Annotated in this window: 22 protein-coding genes; 7 read left to right on the plus strand and 15 right to left on the minus strand. The window is 36.2% G+C overall.

Annotated features, from left to right (window positions below; all coding sequences use genetic code 11):
• The first annotated feature begins 277 nt into the window (after nucleotides 1-277).
• On the plus strand, nucleotides 278-2,263 hold the full coding sequence (locus ABVM50_RS11565; RefSeq protein ID WP_405198713.1) for an aconitate hydratase: 1,986 nt from the start codon (nucleotides 278-280) through the stop codon (nucleotides 2,261-2,263).
• 70 nt (nucleotides 2,264-2,333) lie between these two features.
• Here the strand turns inward: ABVM50_RS11565 and hpf are convergent, their stop codons facing one another.
• Complete coding sequence (gene hpf, locus ABVM50_RS11570) at nucleotides 2,334-2,633, minus strand: ribosome hibernation-promoting factor, HPF/YfiA family (protein ID WP_141877743.1); 300 nt, start codon at nucleotides 2,631-2,633, stop codon at nucleotides 2,334-2,336.
• 190 nt (nucleotides 2,634-2,823) lie between these two features.
• Between hpf and ABVM50_RS11575 the strand changes: the two genes are divergently transcribed.
• From ABVM50_RS11575 to ABVM50_RS11595, 5 genes are all read left to right on the plus strand, one after another.
• Nucleotides 2,824-3,279, plus strand: coding sequence for a nucleoside deaminase (locus tag ABVM50_RS11575; RefSeq protein ID WP_405198714.1), 456 nt, complete (start codon nucleotides 2,824-2,826; stop codon nucleotides 3,277-3,279).
• Between the two features lie 28 nt (nucleotides 3,280-3,307).
• Entirely contained in the window at nucleotides 3,308-4,162 is an 855-nt protein-coding gene (locus ABVM50_RS11580; protein WP_405198715.1) for a formate/nitrite transporter family protein, read from the plus strand.
• 69 nt (nucleotides 4,163-4,231) lie between these two features.
• The gene (locus ABVM50_RS11585; RefSeq protein ID WP_405198716.1) at nucleotides 4,232-4,435 is read left to right on the plus strand and encodes a hypothetical protein; all 204 of its coding nucleotides are present in this window, start codon (nucleotides 4,232-4,234) and stop codon (nucleotides 4,433-4,435) included.
• Nucleotides 4,432-4,923, plus strand: a complete 492-nt coding sequence (locus ABVM50_RS11590; protein ID WP_405198717.1) for a DUF4251 domain-containing protein — start codon at nucleotides 4,432-4,434, stop codon at nucleotides 4,921-4,923. The genes ABVM50_RS11585 and ABVM50_RS11590 overlap by 4 nt, the downstream gene beginning before the upstream one ends.
• A 55-nt stretch (nucleotides 4,924-4,978) precedes the next feature.
• Nucleotides 4,979-5,329: a DoxX family protein gene (locus tag ABVM50_RS11595; protein ID WP_405198718.1), complete on the plus strand. Its 351-nt coding sequence runs from the start codon at nucleotides 4,979-4,981 to the stop codon at nucleotides 5,327-5,329.
• 10 nt (nucleotides 5,330-5,339) lie between these two features.
• Here ABVM50_RS11595 and ABVM50_RS11600 read toward each other — a convergent pair whose 3' ends face one another.
• On the minus strand, nucleotides 5,340-5,810 hold the full coding sequence (locus ABVM50_RS11600; RefSeq protein WP_405198719.1) for a peptide-methionine (S)-S-oxide reductase: 471 nt from the start codon (nucleotides 5,808-5,810) through the stop codon (nucleotides 5,340-5,342).
• A gap of 62 nt (nucleotides 5,811-5,872) precedes the next feature.
• Here ABVM50_RS11600 and ABVM50_RS11605 point away from each other — a divergent pair, with 62 nt between their 5' ends.
• Nucleotides 5,873-6,493, plus strand: coding sequence for an SOS response-associated peptidase (locus ABVM50_RS11605; RefSeq protein ID WP_405198720.1), 621 nt, complete (start codon nucleotides 5,873-5,875; stop codon nucleotides 6,491-6,493).
• On the opposite strand, the gene ABVM50_RS11610 is transcribed toward ABVM50_RS11605, so the two are convergent.
• The 13 genes from ABVM50_RS11610 to ABVM50_RS11670 all read right to left on the minus strand — a co-directional run bounded on the left by ABVM50_RS11610 (nucleotide 6,490) and on the right by ABVM50_RS11670 (nucleotide 17,863).
• On the minus strand, nucleotides 6,490-7,524 hold the full coding sequence (locus tag ABVM50_RS11610; RefSeq protein WP_405198721.1) for an MBL fold metallo-hydrolase: 1,035 nt from the start codon (nucleotides 7,522-7,524) through the stop codon (nucleotides 6,490-6,492). The genes ABVM50_RS11605 and ABVM50_RS11610 overlap by 4 nt on opposite strands.
• Before the next feature lie 2 nt (nucleotides 7,525-7,526).
• Entirely contained in the window at nucleotides 7,527-7,964 is a 438-nt protein-coding gene (locus ABVM50_RS11615) for a PepSY-like domain-containing protein (protein ID WP_405198722.1), read from the minus strand.
• 65 nt (nucleotides 7,965-8,029) lie between these two features.
• A complete protein-coding gene (locus ABVM50_RS11620) occupies nucleotides 8,030-8,428 on the minus strand; it encodes a response regulator (protein WP_405198723.1) in 399 nt (132 codons plus the stop codon).
• Entirely contained in the window at nucleotides 8,415-8,783 is a 369-nt protein-coding gene (locus ABVM50_RS11625) for an ATP-binding protein (RefSeq protein WP_405200707.1), read from the minus strand. Before ABVM50_RS11625 ends, ABVM50_RS11620 begins: the two co-directional genes overlap by 14 nt.
• A gap of 51 nt (nucleotides 8,784-8,834) precedes the next feature.
• Nucleotides 8,835-11,450 (minus strand): PAS domain S-box protein, encoded by a 2,616-nt coding sequence (locus ABVM50_RS11630; RefSeq protein WP_405198724.1) that lies wholly within the window; start codon nucleotides 11,448-11,450, stop codon nucleotides 8,835-8,837.
• A gap of 228 nt (nucleotides 11,451-11,678) precedes the next feature.
• Entirely contained in the window at nucleotides 11,679-12,656 is a 978-nt protein-coding gene (locus ABVM50_RS11635) for a M16 family metallopeptidase (protein ID WP_405198725.1), read from the minus strand.
• Nucleotides 12,629-14,512 carry a M16 family metallopeptidase gene (locus ABVM50_RS11640; protein WP_405198726.1) on the minus strand — a complete coding sequence of 628 codons (1,884 nt, stop codon included), beginning with the start codon at nucleotides 14,510-14,512 and terminating at the stop codon, nucleotides 12,629-12,631. Before ABVM50_RS11640 ends, ABVM50_RS11635 begins: the two co-directional genes overlap by 28 nt.
• A gap of 46 nt (nucleotides 14,513-14,558) precedes the next feature.
• Entirely contained in the window at nucleotides 14,559-15,614 is a 1,056-nt protein-coding gene (locus ABVM50_RS11645) for an AI-2E family transporter (RefSeq protein WP_405198727.1), read from the minus strand.
• A gap of 147 nt (nucleotides 15,615-15,761) precedes the next feature.
• Entirely contained in the window at nucleotides 15,762-15,956 is a 195-nt protein-coding gene (locus tag ABVM50_RS11650; RefSeq protein WP_141877756.1) for a cold-shock protein, read from the minus strand.
• A 97-nt stretch (nucleotides 15,957-16,053) separates the two neighbouring features.
• Nucleotides 16,054-16,248, minus strand: coding sequence for a cold-shock protein (locus ABVM50_RS11655; RefSeq protein WP_298247151.1), 195 nt, complete (start codon nucleotides 16,246-16,248; stop codon nucleotides 16,054-16,056).
• 97 nt (nucleotides 16,249-16,345) lie between these two features.
• On the minus strand, nucleotides 16,346-16,540 hold the full coding sequence (locus tag ABVM50_RS11660) for a cold-shock protein (RefSeq protein WP_141877758.1): 195 nt from the start codon (nucleotides 16,538-16,540) through the stop codon (nucleotides 16,346-16,348).
• 100 nt (nucleotides 16,541-16,640) lie between these two features.
• Nucleotides 16,641-16,835 carry a cold-shock protein gene (locus ABVM50_RS11665; RefSeq protein WP_141877758.1) on the minus strand — a complete coding sequence of 65 codons (195 nt, stop codon included), beginning with the start codon at nucleotides 16,833-16,835 and terminating at the stop codon, nucleotides 16,641-16,643.
• 65 nt (nucleotides 16,836-16,900) lie between these two features.
• A complete protein-coding gene (locus ABVM50_RS11670; RefSeq protein ID WP_405198728.1) occupies nucleotides 16,901-17,863 on the minus strand; it encodes a fatty acid desaturase family protein in 963 nt (320 codons plus the stop codon).
• Between the last annotated feature and the right edge of the window lie 64 nt (nucleotides 17,864-17,927).

The following is a 17,927-nucleotide window of genomic DNA, read 5'->3' on the forward strand; positions in this document are numbered from 1 at the left end:
ATATAAAAGGTTGTTTAGATAGATCTTACACGATCACGATTGCCCTGAATTCAGCAAATCCGTCGATGTAGTTTCTCTCAAAAGCAACCTTTTTTTAATGCACTATTTTGAAATCTTATTTGAGTCAAAAATTTATCTCCTTACTCTACAAATTAATCTAAAGAACTTTTACATATAAGTATAAGAACCCAAAATCCACTTACTTAAACTAAGGTTCTGTTAAACTGCTGCTCACTTCAGCTAAAACTTTCTAATTTAAAGAATAAAATAACCAACCATGTCAAAATTGAATGTCACCCAAAAATTAATCAAAGAACATTTACTGGAAGGGGAGATGACTCCCGGGAAGGAAATAGGAATAAAAATAGACCAGGCTCTACTTCAGGATGCTACCGGAACTTTAGTACAATTGGAGTTGGAAGCAATGGGGCTAAAAAAGGCTCAGACTGAAGTTGCAGTACAGTATGTGGATCATAACTTGCTTCAAACCGATTTTAAAAATGCTGATGATCACCTTTTTTTGCATTCCGCAGCTGAAAGATTTGGTCTTTGGTATAGCAGACCGGGAAATGGGGTGAGTCATCCCGTTCATATGCAGAGATTTGGAAAACCAGGAAAAACCATGGTAGGATCAGATAGTCATACTCCGGCCGCTGGTTCTTTAGGAATGCTAGCGATAGGTACGGGTGGTCTTGATGTTGCATCAGCCATTGCAGGGCAACCATATTTCGTAAAGATGCCTGAAGTGATGGGAGTTAAACTAACTGGAAATTTACCAGATTGGGTGAGCGCCAAAGATGTAATTCTTGAAATGCTTAGACGGTACGATGTCAAAGGCGGAGTAGGGAAAGTTATCGAATATTATGGCGATGGTCTTAAGAATTTAAGTGCCATGGACCGCCACGTGATCGCAAATATGGGTGCAGAACTGGGAGCTACTACTACAGTTTTCCCTAGTGATGAAGAAACAAAACGTTTTTTAAAATCTCAGGATAGAGAATCAGATTGGGTGGAATTGCTCGCAGATGAAGGTTGTGAGTATGAATATCATGATGAAATTATTCTTGATGATCTTATTCCGCTGATAGCGCTACCAACCAGTCCGGGTAATGTTGTTCCGGTTTCTGAGGTTGCGGGTAAAAGTATTAGTCAGGTAGTTGTTGGATCTTCAGCAAACCCTGGACTTCGAGACTTCTGGATCGCTGGAGCAATAGTGGAAGGGAAATCTGTTAATACAGATGTATCATTTGATATAAATCCTACCTCAAGACAAATGATACAGAATATGATCGAGAACAGAGCTTTTGCTAATTTAATTAAAGCAGGAGCGAGGTTTCATCAATCTGGATGTATGGGATGTATTGGGATGGGACAGGCACCAGCTTCAGGAACTATCAGTTTAAGAACCATGCCTAGAAATTTCCCAGACAGATCTGGGACTAAAGATGACCAGGTTCATTTATGTAGTCCTGAAACTGCGGCAGCTTCAGCATTAACAGGAAAGATCACAGATCCAAGAGATCTGGAGAAATTATATGATATGAAGTATCCTAAATTTCAACATCCTGAAATCGAGATCATTAATACTGATATGCTGGTGGCTCCACCGGAAGATGGAACAGATGTAGAACTAGTAAAAGGTCCTAATATTCAATCTTTACCACATATTGACCCAATTTTAAATGAATACGAAGTACCTGTTCTTCTGAAAATGGGCGACAATATTTCTACAGACGAAATTTTAAAGGCAGGCGCAGAAGTTTTACCTTTCCGAAGTAATTTACCTGAAATTAGTAAATATGCATTTACCGTAATCGATGAAACTTATTATGATCGAGCGATGGACACGAAAGATAGCCATGGTGGTCATATTGTAGTTGCTAAGGATAATTATGCACAGGGATCGAGTAGAGAACATGCTGCAATCGCTCCTAAATATCTTGGACAGGTAGCTGTAATAGCAAATTCGTATGCTAGAATCGCATGGCAAAATTTAGTGAATTTCGGAATTTTACCACTGGAATTTATAGACATATCAGATTATGAAAAGATTGAACAAGCAGATATCGTGAAATTTGAAAATCTTCAGAGAGATATTAAGGAAAGAAATAATATCAAAGTGGTGGTTAAAAAGGAAAATGGCAATGAAGAAACCTTCGAAACCAAACATTCAATGAGTGATCGACAAATTCAGGTTCTACTGAAGGGTGGAATAATAAATGAATTTAAAGAGAAATTAGAACAGGAAGATTTAACTGCCTAATTCATTCAAGTATATGAATTAAAAAAACCCTCTAATTAGAGGGTTTTTATTTTTTATAAGATTCTCAAAACTAGTGAGAACTCATTTTTGCTTTACGTTTTTCACATTGTCTGTCCAGATCACGAACGGTCTCAGCTATAGATGCTTCAAAAGAATTCTCATTAGACTGTGCAAAAATTTCCGGTCCTGGAGCACTCAATCTAACTTCAGTAATATATCCATTTGGCTTTTGATTTTCATCATGTTTAAAATAGATATTTGCTCTTACGATCCAGTCATATTTAGTCTCAAGCTTCTCTAACTTCTTTTCAGTAAAAGCTTCAAGGTTTTCACTTTTATCGATGTTTACAAATTCAAATACAGTTTCCATTTAATTCAATTTTTTGATTGTTTAAATTAACCTAATATCTCTTGGGACACCAAGCCTATTATGGCTCTTTTAGCAAAGTTTTAATAAAGTATTTAGAGCATACTTTTTACTTACTTAAAGTATTTGTAATAAATAGATAAAGAATATAAAACAAACATTGCAGGGCAGGTTCAATCCTTATTTTTGTTATATGAAAACAACGGACTTACCAAAGAAGATGATGGGAAAAGCTATTTCCCTGGCAAAAGAAGGAGCTGAAAGCGATAACGGTGGTCCATTTGGAGCAGTGATCACGAAAGGAGAGGAGATCATAGCAGCAACTTACAATAGAGTTTCTGGTGATCAGGATTGTACGCAACATGCTGAGCTAAGAGCAATACAGCTGGCTTGTAAGCAATTGGGGACTAAAAACCTGGAAGGCTGCGTTTTGTATACGAGTTGTGAGCCATGTATGATGTGTCTTGGAGCAGCTCATTGGGCAAATTTCGACTATATTTACTATGCTGCTTCTGCAGAAGATGCCAAGGTAAATGGATTTCTATACTCAGATATGTATTATAATTCATCTACTGAAAACAGGCATCAGGAGTTTAAAATGATTCAGCTATGCCGGGATGAGGCCATGAAGGTCTGGCTCAAGAAATAATTATATTTTACCCTACTCAAAATTAAATATGGATAACAATCAGAAGAATGAAGAGGCTGAAAAAGTAGATAAAGAATTAGACAGTCAGGATTCTAAAGATAAAACCATGACTAAAACACATGGTGAGATCTTGAAAGAACAAATCATTGAAGGCTGTGAAACCTATGATCGTAGTAAGAGTAGTATTTTATTAAGTTCCTTTACTGCTGGTTTAGAAATTGGTTTCAGTTTTCTGATGTTATGCTCATTATTTAGCTTCCTTGAAGGCAAAGTTGCTGAAGAAACTATATTTAAACTAATAGCCTTCGTTTATCCTATAGGGTTTATTCTGGTGGTCTTGGGGAAATCTATACTATTTACAGAACAGACTTCTTTATTAGCGTTGCCGGTATTGAACAACCGTAGAAGTGTCTGGAGTTTATTCCAGATTTGGGGAGTAGTTATTCTAGGTAACCTGGCAGGAGGGATGCTCATAGCTCTTACGGTTTCTTGGCTTGGCTCCGGATTAAACTTGTTTGAAGCCGAAGTGATCGCTAAAATTGGTGAGCACTTCGTAGATTATGATATACTTACAATTTTTCTGAGTGCAATTATGGCCGGTTGGTTGATGGGACTTTTAAGCTGGTTGGTAACTTCTTCGAAGGAAACGACAGCAGAGATTCTAATCATATATGTAATTACGGCGGTCATGGGCTTTACAGGATTACACCATAGTATTATCGGTCATATAGAAATATTTGCAGGTATGCTGGTTTCAGATAAGATTACCTTTCTGGTATATTTAAAAACACTGGGTACTGCATTAGCAGGTAATGCTGTTGGTGCTACCGTATTTGTAGCATTATTGAAGTACAGAGCATTTGTATTCAATATAAAGATGTAAGAACGAATGTTAAACTCAAATTAATCCTGAGATTATAAATACTCAATTAATTAAATTAAGAAAAAAATTATGTCAAACACTAACAATAAAGATCAGGCAGACTGGCAGAAGAATTCAGGGAGACCTTCTAATTTTAATGAAAAAGATGAGAGTCTTTACAAGGGAGAAGATGGTAACCTCAGAGTGAAAAAAGAGAAAGACGGTCTTAGTGATGAAGAAGATAAATCTATTCAGGACACCTTAGATAGTCTCGAAGGAAACGAGGAGGAATGAATAAGTACGTTTTTCTCATTTTTGGACTACTAAGCCTATCACTCAGTTCTTCATGTAAAAGCGCTAAGGTTGAGACTTCAGATTTGATTGAGTTGCGAGCGCTCATTGAATCAAGATCTTTTGATATAGAAAATAATTGGACGCTACCATTACGTGGCGCTCAGATTAATCTTGTGACGAACGATAATCACTTGAAATTTAGAAAGGATTCCATCGATATATTTTTACCATATTTTGGAGTAAGGCAATTTTCTGGTGGATATAATGCAGAAGCAGGTATTCGTTATGAAGGACTATTAAATGACCTGGAAATAGATTCCAGTCATGCTGATAAAGTGAAATTGAGATTCGAAACCAGTACAGTTACTGAACAGATTAGATATATTATAACGATGTATCCCAATGGAAAATCTAATTTGCAGCTACTAATGAATCAACGAGATAATATTTCCTACAGAGGCTTTTATACAGATGAATTCGTAGAGTAAAATATCCTATTTTACATAATATAAATTATAGTTCAAATATATACACCTGGAATACTTGAGTACACTTACATTTTTAGTTTATTTCTCATCTATATCTTTTCTTTTCTTCGGAATAAGCTGTTTTACAACGGAACATATGAAAACAGAATTCATACGTTACGGTCTCACAAGCTACCTTAAACTTGTAGGTGCATTACAGATCCTTGGAGCCATCGGTTTACTTGCAGGTTATTATTATCAACCATTGCTGGCAATAAGTTCCGCAATTGGCCTTGCGATCCTAATGATCTTCGGTTATGGAGTCCGTAGAAAAATTAAGGATAATTTTATACAATCAGCACCTTCATTTATCTATGCTATTTTCAATATTTACTTAGCATATGCATTATACGCGCTTAATTATTAACCTTGTTCTTTTAGTAAACCTCTAAATTCCTTCCGAAGTAAATCCAGTTTTGGTTGTATATATCTGGTGCAAAATGGTCCTGAGGATCAGTTTGGTAGTAATTTCTAATTTCAGGACGGGATTCCTTAAATGATGCTAATTCATAGACTCTTGTTACAATCTTTGAGCCATCACTAATACTGACACTTTTCAAAGCTTCGCTGGTTTTTTCCAATTCCATCTTATCATATACATATATAGCTGACCTGTATTTGTGCCGCATACTGTGATCTTTCATACTTTGATGAGTGCTCAAATGGATCAGAATAAGATCTTCCAGTTTTACCAATTCTGGGTCATAATTGAAAACGATACCTTCGTAGAACTGATCTGGCGATTCCTTAGCATATATATAACCCTGTCGTACATCATGAACTCCTTTAAAAGCTTTAAATACTGCTTCTGTACACCAATGACAACCACCTTCGAGTCCTATTTTCATTAAATTAACTTTTAACTATGTTCTTAGTTTCAACGAATGCTTAAATTTATAAAAACTTTTTTATGTGTTATCGTACTAAGTTGAATAAAAAGATCTTTTCTCTGGAAAAGTCACTGGATGCCAGGTTCCTAGAACCAGATAAATATCAGCCACAACTAGAAATCAATGCCTTTAGTTTTTCTGAAACTCCTGTAGTCACCTACGATAGTCCCGGTGAGATACAAATGTTTCAGTGGGGTTTAATTCCCTTTTGGGCTAAAGATGATTCTATTAAAAAAATGACTTTAAATACTAAAATAGAAACTGCCGCTGAAAAACCAGCTTTCAGAAATTCAGTAGATAACAGATGTCTGGTAATTGCTGAAGCTTATTATGAATGGCAATGGTTAGATCCTAAGGGAAAAACCAAACAAAAATTTATTTTAGAACCTAAAGATCAGGAGATATTCGCTTTTGCGGGAATATTTGCAACCTGGAAGAATCCGGAAAATAACAATATTATCAACTCCTACTCTATTCTCACTACAGAAGCAAATGATTTAATGAGCAAAGTTCATAATAATAAAAAGCGGATGCCTGTAATTTTAATACCTCAGGATCACAAAAACTGGTTGCAGGGTAGCGATCTTCAAAATTTTGCCTATCCATATGATGTTCCGCTAACAGCTACAGCTATAGATTAATCATACTGCTTCCACCAGTTTACTTTTCTGCTTCTGTGAATTGTAAATATTTCTCCTGGTTCCGGTATACAATAATTCTGATCCTTTGCTGCATCGATAAATCTTTCTACCGGATCTAACCATGAATGTAAAGAGAGTGCAAAACCGGCCCAATGCACAGGCATCATATTCTCAACTCGAGCATCTCTGGCTGCCTGCACACATTCTTCCGGATACATATGAATTTGCTTCCATTTTTCATCATATTGCCCGCATTCCATAAAGCCGAAATCAAATGGCCCCAATCTGTGACCAATTTCTTTAAAATGGCTACCATAACCACTGTCTCCGCTAAACCAAATATTTTCTTTAGCGGTTTTTAGATTCCAACCACCCCAAAGTCCTTGCGCTCTATCATTTACACCTCTACCCGAGAAATGTCGTGTTGGTGTAAAAGTTATATCAATGCCTCCAACATTCGTGTACTCCCACCAATCATATTCCGTGATCTTAGGAGATGCGACTCCCCATTTTTCCAAATGTCTTCCTACGCCCAAAGCAGTATGAAAAACCTTAGTTTTATGCTGGAGTTTTTTTATGCTCTTAAGGTCGAGATGATCATAATGATCATGTGACAAAAGCACAATGTCAATCTCCGGAAGTTCATCAAGTATTTGCAAGGTATTACCTGAAAAGCGTTTAATGCTGAATGGTGAAATTGGAGCGGCATCCGGACCAAGCATTGGATCTATAAGGATCGTAAGCCCATTTATACGTAGCAATATCACAGAGTGACCGAACCAGATCATTTTACATTCTGCTGAAGGCTTTAAAAATTCCTTTAAATTAAAAGCTTTGATCTTAATTTCCTTCGAAGGCTGCCGACCGTTCTTCTCAAAAAACTGTTTATATAATAGTTTAGGAATATCATTGATCTTGATATCCATTCCAGTCTTTTCCAGATTCATGAACCTGGCTTCTTTCCAGTTTTCAGATCGCTCGTATCTCTTGATATCTTCTTCGGAAGCTTTTGCACCAAATTGATCAAACATGCTTATTTGATGATAGTTCCATCTGGTTTGAACATGACATCTTTGTTTTTTCCTTTCTGCTTGAACTCCACGTCGAAAAATTCGCCTTTGGTGGCTGATTGTACATGTTCAACTTCAGTGATCTCATATTCTGAATAATCCCTTTCAATAATATTTAAAATGACTTCGGGAAGTTCTTTTTTCTTTACATCATTTTCGGTTTCTACCCAGGTCCCATCAGCATTAAAGTCTGCACGATATTTTTCTCCATCTTTCTTAAAATGAGATTCCCAGTAGCCGTGATCATCCTTTTCCCAGTCCGGATCATTTTCCCCCGGATATTTTTTTTGAAAAGCAGTTTTTACTGCATCCGGAACGGTCTCTTTCTCTTTTTTGTTTTCCTGACAGCTCATCACGCTGATACTAAGAGCAAACACTCCAGCACATATAAATCTTTTCATAATCGTAATTTTTATAAAACTAAAAACTTAATTTCAGGGAGGTTCAAACGAAATCATAAAATTTCTCAGGAAGAGAAATTCAAATCTAATTCCTGTAGTGTAGCTTTCCGAAGTGGTTTAGAAAGAAAGGCTTTGACCATGGGGTACTTGATCTTTTCCTCATCAAAATCCTCTATGGCAGAAGTCAGAATGTAAATTCTAAACTTATTTCTAATACTCTTGTCGAGCTTTTTAAATTCGTCCAGAAAATCCCAACCGGTCATCGTAGGCATATTTACATCCAGAAACAGCACGATCTTGCTTGTAGATTCATTTTTCAAAGGAGATTGCAGGTATGCCAAACCTTGTTCCGGTTTCTGAAACACCTGAACGCGTGCATTAGAATCGAATTTCTCGATCACTAACTTACAGATGATATTATTTGTAGGATCATCATCTACGATTATATAATCATGGACTTTCACTCTTTGAAGTTACGATATTCTTTGGGAACTGAATAGTTAAGCTGGTCCATTCATTAGGTTCACTTTCAAGACTGATCTTTCCTCCTATAAGTTCAAGCTGAGTTTTTACCATAAATAAGCCCATTCCTTTTCCTTCTATATGATGATGATGTCTTTTATATAATTCAAATAATTCTTCTTTATTCTTACTAAGTTCGATCCCCAATCCATTATCTAAGAATGTTAGTGTATTGAATTCTTCGCCAGAGTGACTGGAGATTTTTAAAATCAGCTCTCTTTCAGGATGTTTGTACTTTATACTATTCAAAATCAAATTATAAAAAACACTATGTAAGTAACTTTTAGAGGTGAGCATCGATTCAAAATCACTGAAATCAGTTTCAATTGTCACCTGGTCTTCAGAAATTCAACCGGCTGTCATATGTACTACATCATCTGTAAGGCATTGGAAATTTACCAGTTCCCTGGTATTATTATAATCGGCCTGAACCTTAAGAATATTATTTAGATCACGGACTACAGTGTCCAGTCTTTTCACATTGTTAAGCATATCGCAAACAAGTTTGTCCCGCATAGCTGTTTCAATATCTTCATCTGCAATGATTTCAGCAATTCCAATGATATTTGCAACTGGTGCACGTAAATTATGGGAGACTATATAACTAAACTGCTCAAGACCTTTGTTAGCGCTAACGAGTTCGTTGGTGTAGCTGGTAAGATTTTCATTGAGCTCCCTTAGTTTGTTTTCAGATTTTTTTAGTCTGCTAATATCAGAGAATATGCAAATCACTCCGTTTAGCATTCCATCCTGATCAATAATACCAGACATCGTAATTTGAACCGGGAAAATAGTTCCATCACTTTTTCGACCTTCATACTGACTACTAAAAGTATGATCGTACGAAATCTTTTCTAAAATTTGCTTCAGCAAATCTGACTCATGGAGATCAGGAAACATCAGTTCAACTAGATTTTCGTCTTTTACTTCTTCGAATTTCCAGCCATAAATCTTCTCGGCGGCTGCATTAAAGTATTTAATATTTCCTTCAGCATCTGTAGCTACTACCCCCTGCCCTATTTTACTTAAGATATTAGCCTGAAACTTATTTTCATCCTGAGCTTTCACTCTATCTGAAATATCGATACCTACACATTGTAGTTCCCCAGTACCATCTTCATTTTTCAGAAATACGATATCCCATATCGTAGCTTTGTTCTGATCATTTTTACCAAGCTTACCAATTTCTACCTGATAATTTTCAGAAGGAAATTTGAGACATCTATCCCATATATCCATTATCTTTTGATATTGACTTGGAATAGAATCAATTAGACTATTTTTTCCAATTGGATCATTGTTTGGATATAACCAGCCAAAATCATCAATGTACCTCTGATTACAGTAGGTGAAATTCCCTTCCATATCAACCCTGATGAAATAGTTTGTCTGAGATTGTACAAGACTCTTATATCTATTTTCACTTATTGCAAGCTTCTCAAAAATCAACTTTCTTTCCGTAATATCCTGTAAAGTTCCTTTACCACCAACAATTTCTTCTCCATCCAATAACGGACTTACGATAACGTTTAACCATTTAAACTCTGAATTTGATACATGAATACGCAACTCTATATTTTTTGTTTCACCACGGTCCAAAACCGAACCCTTGAGATCTTCAAAAACTTGAATATCTTCTTGAAAGACAAGAGTTCGAAATTCTTCAATTTTGAGATCATCACATTCGACCTCTAGAATACTTCCTACTTCACCAGAACAATAAACTGTATTTTCCTTGAGGTTTAATTCCAGGTAACCTATCCTGGCAATTCTCTCAGCATACTCTAACTTCTCCGCTGTATCATTAATTCGTCGTACGTTTTCTTTTTGTTCCGTGATATCTCGAATGATAGTAGCAGTTTTTTTGATCTTCCTGCCATCTCTGTTAAATGGGATAATGGATGATGAAACTTCCGCTGGGAATACAGTTCCATCTTTTTTAATTAATTCAAGTTCAGATTTGGCCTTTCCACTTTTTCTACGTTCTTCTAATAGCGCTGCGACTGTTGTTTCATCCGTATGAATCATATCACTTCTATGCATACCAATAAGTTCAGATTCTTGCATTCCCATCATATGACACATTGCAGGGTTGGCGGATGTTATTATTCCATTTGTCTTTGCCAAGATTATTCCATCAATGCTATTCTCGTAAAATGCTCTAAGCTTTTCATCCTTTTCCTGTAAACTTTTATCCTTTAATCTATCTTTAGTTATATCACGAAACTTTATAATTAATCCATTAATACCCTCATTTTCTAAATGATTTTTGAAGATGATTTTAAAAATACCCTGCCCTTCAGGTCTTTCAATATGGAGAATATTTTCCAAGCGTTGGCCTGAGTTCTCACATTCCCTAAAAAGCATGGAAAATCGATCAGGATCTTCAAATTTGATTAGATCTAAAATATTTTCACCTACAACATTCATTTCCGAAGTAATTAAATTAGATATCGACGGACTATGGTAAGTGATTTGGAATTCACGGTTTAATATGCAAACTATCTCCTGGGATGACTCTACAAGTTTACGAAATCGGTTTTCGCTAAAAAGTAGTTGCTTTTGCAATTGCAAACGTTCCCGCTCCAATCTACATCTGGAAACCGCATTATAAATAGCGGGAACAAGTCGATCAGGTCTGTCTTTAAATAAAAAATCATTCGCCCCTTTTTCCATAAGTTTTACAGCAGAACCTGGTGGTAAGGAGCCCGAGAAGATTATAAATGGTAATAAGACATCCGAATTTCTCACTATTTCAAGAGCTTCTTCGGAATTTAGATCTGGTAAGTGGTGATCACAAAGAATTAAATCAAATTGATGATTATTAAGATGGAATTCGAATTCATCCCTGCGCGTTGCAAGCTGAACTTCGATATTAGTATTCTCCAGATGTCTTCCAACCAGATATGCATCTGTATCGGAATCTTCAATATGCAGAAGTCGGATTGGTTCTGTTTTCGACATACAAAATTGATCAATTAATATGGATTACTTTACAAAATTAAATGGAAGAAAACACCTACAATCTAATTATAATTTTTTGATGATATACCTAAATTAGGTTATTATATCTGATTATTACAAATTATTGTCGATAAGAGTATGTTAATTAATTCTAACCGGTCTTGTATAAAAAATTACAGCGCGACTAAGTCGCGCTGTAAATATTATGTTAAGCATTATTCTTATGTTCTATTGCTTTATCTCATTCGCATAAATATCAAGTTCTACCACGTCTTTTCCTAATTTCTTTACCTCGTCTAATTGTGTTGCCTTATCACCTACCACGAGGTAAATCATTTCCTTTTCCTTAAAGTATTTACTAATAACAGTTTTGAAGTCTTTTTCTGTCATATTTATCAATTCTTCCTGTTGTAATTGAATAAAGTCTTCAGATTTGTCATACTTACTTAAATCTCTTAGAATTCCCAATTTAGCCCCTAAACTTTCATAGGAGCGGGTGTTTTCTTTCAGCAACTTATTCTGAGTAAGTTCTACCTCCGCAGCTCCAAAGTCTTTAGCATAATCTGTTACCATTTCTTCAATGATCTTAAGTGAAGCCAAGGTCGCATTCGCCCGTAGACTTGTTGAAATATAAAATGGTGAAATTGTTTCATTCTCTGATATGCCAGAATAAGCGCCATAAGTATAACCTTTTTCTATTCTTAAAGTTTGAAATAGCTTGCCACTGGAGCCGCCTCCAAGAATTTCGTTAGCAAAATTAAGTTTGCTTTCATCCACGTCATTTTCAGAAAGTGCCAGTTTACCTATCATAATCACAGATTGTTTGGCATCAGGAAAATCAATAAAATATAATGTACCCGGCTCTCCTGCAGCATTAATTTCAGAAGTAGAGATTTGAGGAGCTTTAGTAGCCCAGTCGGTAGCCAGATTAGAAACAACATCTAAAACCTGTTTCTGATCCAATGCACCTGCGATATGGAACTTAGCTTCTTCAGGAGATAATTTACTATAGTAAGATTTAAGATCTTCCATGCTAATATTGGCCGTTGTCTTTAATGTTCCATTTACAGGAACTCCAAAACTATGCTTGTCTCCATATAAAAGTTTATAAAACGCTGTGGATGCAATCGCTTGAGGATTTGCTTCCCGATCTTTCAGATTTGTTTCCAGAGCCTGCTTCAATGGGATAATTCGGTTACATCCCATCTTGGTTCCATTAGAATTTCTTCGACAAATTTCATGGTACCCTCAAAATTCTTACTTAGACAGGTTCCTGAAATGCGAAAATCTTCATTCCCGGTACTTATATATACATTTGCACCCAAAAGTCCGAGAGCCTCTTCTAATTCAGCTGGAGTTTTAGTAGCCGTTCCCTGCAACATCAAATCACTTAGCAGGTAAGAAACTCCCTCTTTTCCATTTGGATCCAAACGCTGTCCACCTGGAATTGTTATATCAAATTCTACAAGTGGAATTTCGTTGTTTTCAATACCATAAACCTGCATCCCATTTTTAAGTTCAGCTGTCCAGATTTCCGGTGATTTAAATAAAGGCAGATCACCAAAATCAGGTTCGCTACGATCATATTTTGAAGGAGTTTTATCATACACAGCCTCTTCTCCCTGGCTAACTTCTTCGCTAGCTACATCCTTCTTAACTTCTTCTATCCAAACATCTGCTTCTTCGGAATTTTCTATGGCGAGGTCTAAGCTTCCTTTTGGAACTACACTGGTCATAATATAGTGCTGATCTTTGATATACTTATTATAGACGCGCATTACATCTGCTGAAGTCACCTTATTGGTAAGTTCAGCAGTCTTTGTAAGATACCCAGGATCACCATTAAATTCGTTATCCTGCACTAACTGAAAAGCTTTATTAAGTACGGTGCTAACTCCCTGATATAATTGAGTTTCAAGTTCAGCTTTAATTCTTTTCAAATCATCCTCGCTTACACCAGCGTTTTCAAATCTTTTAAAACCATTTTGAATCGCATTCCGTACGCTATCCAGATCTACTTCCGCATTTGCGCGTACTCTCAATACAAACTCTCCTGCTAGTTCACTACTACTTTGATAAGTGCTGATTCTTGGTGCAAATTTGGATTCTTCTACAACTGTTTGGTACAATGGTGATTTTTTACTTCCACTTAATAGTTGTCCTAAAATTTGTAGAGCGTACATATCCTCATCATAATCTTGAACCGTAGGATAAACCATTCTAAGCTCGGGAAGTTTTGCGAAATTATCTTCGAAATATAGATTTTTCGTAGTTTCAAGTTCTACGGGCATCGCTTCTATTGGCTCTACATCCGGTCCTGAAGGGATTTCACCAAACCATTGTCTAACAAGCTTTTTGGTTTCTTCTATTTGAATATCTCCGGCAATGACCAGGGAAGCATTGGCAGCTCCATAGTATTGTTTATAGAATTCCTTTACATCCTCAAGGGTTGCCGACTGTAAATCTGGTAATTGACCTATGACCGTCCAGTTATAAGGATGATCTTTTGGGTAAAGATTTTTCCTTATGATCTCATCTGTATATCCATAAGGAGCATTATCTACACGCTGGCGTTTTTCATTCTTAACGACCTGCTTTTCACGATCAAGGGCAGCCTGAGTAACGGTATTGATCATATATCCAAATCTATCGGAATCGATCCACAGTATCTTTTCAAATGCATCTTTGGGTACCACTTCGTAGTAAACAGTACCATCGCTCCAGGTTCCACCATTCCTGCTTCCACCCCACTCCGGGATCATTTTACGGTTTGCGCCCACAGGAACGTTTTCAGAATCATTAAAACTCATGTGTTCAAAGAAATGAGCAAATCCTGTCTTACCAGGTTTCTCCCTATTAGAACCTACGTGCATCATCGTAGCAACAGCAACGATTGGATCGCTATGATCCTCGTGCAGGATCACTTCCAGTCCATTATCTAGAGTGAACTTTTCATAATCTAATTCAAATTCTGGAATTTGCTGGGTTGCTTCTGAACATTGACCAACACTGATACCAGATGATAACAAGCCTGATAATAGAAAAAAGTATAATTTTCTCATAGAAGAATAAATTGGTTATTCTCCCAAATTAAGAAATTATTACCAATCAGTTTTCTGAGAACTTAGTTTTACTAAGCAAGATACCTAATGGTTTAGTTGCTTCTATGTTATATAGAATTACTACTATGATACCAAGTACAGGAATCGCTAGAATCATTCCAATAATTCCCCAGATCATATTTCCAGCTATTACAGAAACAATAATAAAGAATGGATGAACATCCACTCGATCGCCTACTATAAAAGGTTGAAGTACATAAGATTCTACAAATTGGGTAACCGTGAAAGTTAGAGCGATCCCAATGAGTACACTTGTATCTCCACTACTTAAGAACCCAAACGCTACCGCCATAGTGAAACCAAGAATATTACCAACATAAGGAATCAAAGTCAATACAGCGGCAATTACACTTACAAGAATAAAATTATTGACTCCAGAAATCCCCAGGCCTATAGAATATAATACCGCGAGTAATCCCATAAGCATCAATTTACCAAGTAAATACTGAGGCGCAACTTTAATAGATTTTGTAAGGGTGTTTTTTATTGATTCCTGTTTGGAATCTGGCATAACTCGCAAAAGAAAATTTTTAAAGATCTCACGGTAATTCAATAAAAAAAATACGTAAACGAATGTTAGGAGATAATTCGCCATAAAACTTGAGAGTCCGCTAAGAAAAGTAGTGATTCTTTTACGCATATCAGACCCCATTGCAGCGCTTTCCTGTTCTTCAGACTGATTGATATCATTAGGATCAAGTGGAGTATGTTCCAAGGCGAAGGTTTTGAGCTGTTCTATCTTAGGAGTCATTTGTTCCTGAATCTCTGGCCAGTCCTCTGCAAAATTTCTCACCTGCATGCTTACCAAAGCCATTAGACCTATACTAATACCAAATAGAAGCAAACTGTTTAACATGGCCGCCCATGCTCTTTTCATATACTTCTCCATCCAGATGCTGAGTGGTAAAACGACGAGACTTAGAATGACTGCTGTAGCCAGTGGAGCGAAAAAACCTTTCGCTTTTACCAGACCAGCTATTAAAAAATATATGGAGAGAATTGCCGCCGCTATGTAAAGTATTGCGCGCTTGTCTTTAAACATGAATCAAAAGATTTTGGTTGGTTAGAACAATATCGTAAATGTTTCACTCAATTGTATTAATAAAAACACAAAGAGCTAATGTTTAAACAAGACATAAAAAAAAGCCACCCGGTTAGGATGGCTTTTATTCTATAGAATAGAATGTGCTTAGTCGATTACTTCAACGTTTACAGCATTCAATCCTTTTCTTCCTTGCTCAGTTTCGAACTGAACTCTGTCGTCTTCACGAATTTCATCGATAAGACCACTAGAGTGTACAAAGATGTCTTCGCTTGTTTCGTCTGATTTAATGAAACCAAATCCTTTGGTTGCATTGAAAAATTTTACTTTACCTTCTTGCATTACTATACTAATTAATTGTTATTGATGCCGGCTCCATTTAAAGATCATCCGGCCGTGATCTATTATTTATAAGTCTCAAACTGAAACCTTAAAATAATTAGTCAATTACTTCAACGTTCACAGCGTTAAGGCCTTTTTTACCTTGTTCTGTTTCAAATTGTACTCTGTCATCCTCACGAATTTCATCGATAAGACCACTAGAGTGTACAAAGATGTCTTCGCTTGTTTCGTCTGACTTAATGAAACCAAATCCCTTGGTTGCATTGAAAAATTTTACTTTACCTTCTTGCATTACTATACTAATTAATTGTTATTGATGCCGGCTCTATTTAAAGATCATCCGGCCGTGATCTATTATTTTTAAGTCTCAAACTGAAACCTTAAAATAATTAGTCAATTACTTCAACGTTCACAGCGTTAAGGCCTTTTTTACCTTGTTCTGTTTCAAATTGTACTCTGTCATCTTCACGAATTTCATCGATAAGACCTGTTGAGTGTACAAAGATGTCCTCGTTAGAATCGTCAGCTTTTATAAATCCAAATCCTTTTGTTGAATTAAAAAACTTTACTTTACCTTCTTGCATTACTATACTTATTAATTGTTATTGATGCCGGTTAAATTTAAAGATCATCCGGCTTTGATCATACCTTATTTATAAGTCTCACACTGAAACCTTAAAATAATTAGTCAATTACTTCAACGTTCACAGCGTTAAGGCCTTTTTTACCTTGTTCTGTTTCAAATTGTACTCTGTCATCTTCACGAATCTCGTCGATAAGACCAGTTGAGTGTACAAAGATGTCTTCGTTCGAATCGTCAGCTTTTATGAATCCAAATCCTTTTGTTGAATTAAAAAACTTCACTTTTCCTTCTTGCATTACTTAATAGTTAATTGTTATAAAATGCCATTAAACTTTTGAGATCGTATGGCTTCCGATCTTAATTATCCAACTCGCAGTTTATCTACTTTACCTAGTTCTCGAAGCATTTTGAAATGCTCTCCAACCGCAGATACAAAGCTGTGTTGATTATGATAAGGCAAACCATATTCTTTTGCGGTCTGCGCTACTATATGTGATATTTTTCTATAATGAACATGGCAGATATTTGGTAATAAATGATGTTCAATTTGATAATTCAATCCTCCAATGAACCAGGAAAATAACCTGCTCTTAGGTGAAAAATTAGCTGTTGTTAATAGTTGATGGCTAGCCCAGTCACCCTGTACAATACCTTTTTCATCAGGTAATGGATACTCAGTCGTTGGAACAATATGCGCTAACTGGAATATGGTTGTAATCATTAATCCGGTAACGAAGTGCATACTTATAAAAGCCAGAACTACGATCCACCATGCCTGAGGCGCCATTATTATTGGCAAAATCAATACAAAGAAGAACGAAGCAAGTTTCCATCCAATTACGGTAGATAACTGCTTTCTAAATTCTTTGCCTTCTTTAAAGAATCCCATTTTCTTGAATTTTGCCATTCTAACAAAATCCTTAGCAGTTACCCAGCTTACCGTAGATAAACCATAGAAAAACCAACTGTATAGGTGTTGAAATTTATGAATACTATATCTCTTAGTATGCGGCGTAAATCTTAAGAAAAACGGAGGGTTGATATCATCATCAGCCTCCTCAATGTTTGTGAACGTATGATGCAATACATTATGCTGAATTCTCCAGATACTTGCATTGGCACCGATAAGGTTTAATGTATAACCTAAATACTGATTAACCTTTTGATTTTTTGAGTAAGAGTTATGAATTGCATCGTGCATGATTCCCATGCCTATCCCTGCCATTCCAAAACCACTAATAATATAAAGAGCGAATAGCAACCAGGTACTTTCTACCATTCCGGTATTCACGATTACTAAAGGAGCTACGAAAGTCAAAAGCATCAGTACAGTTTTCACGATCATGCTAGCATTCGCGTGTTTACTGATGTTATTTTTTTTGAAATAG

It is taken from the genome of Christiangramia sp. LLG6405-1 (assembly GCF_045055805.1).
Lineage (GTDB): Bacteria > Bacteroidota > Bacteroidia > Flavobacteriales > Flavobacteriaceae > Christiangramia.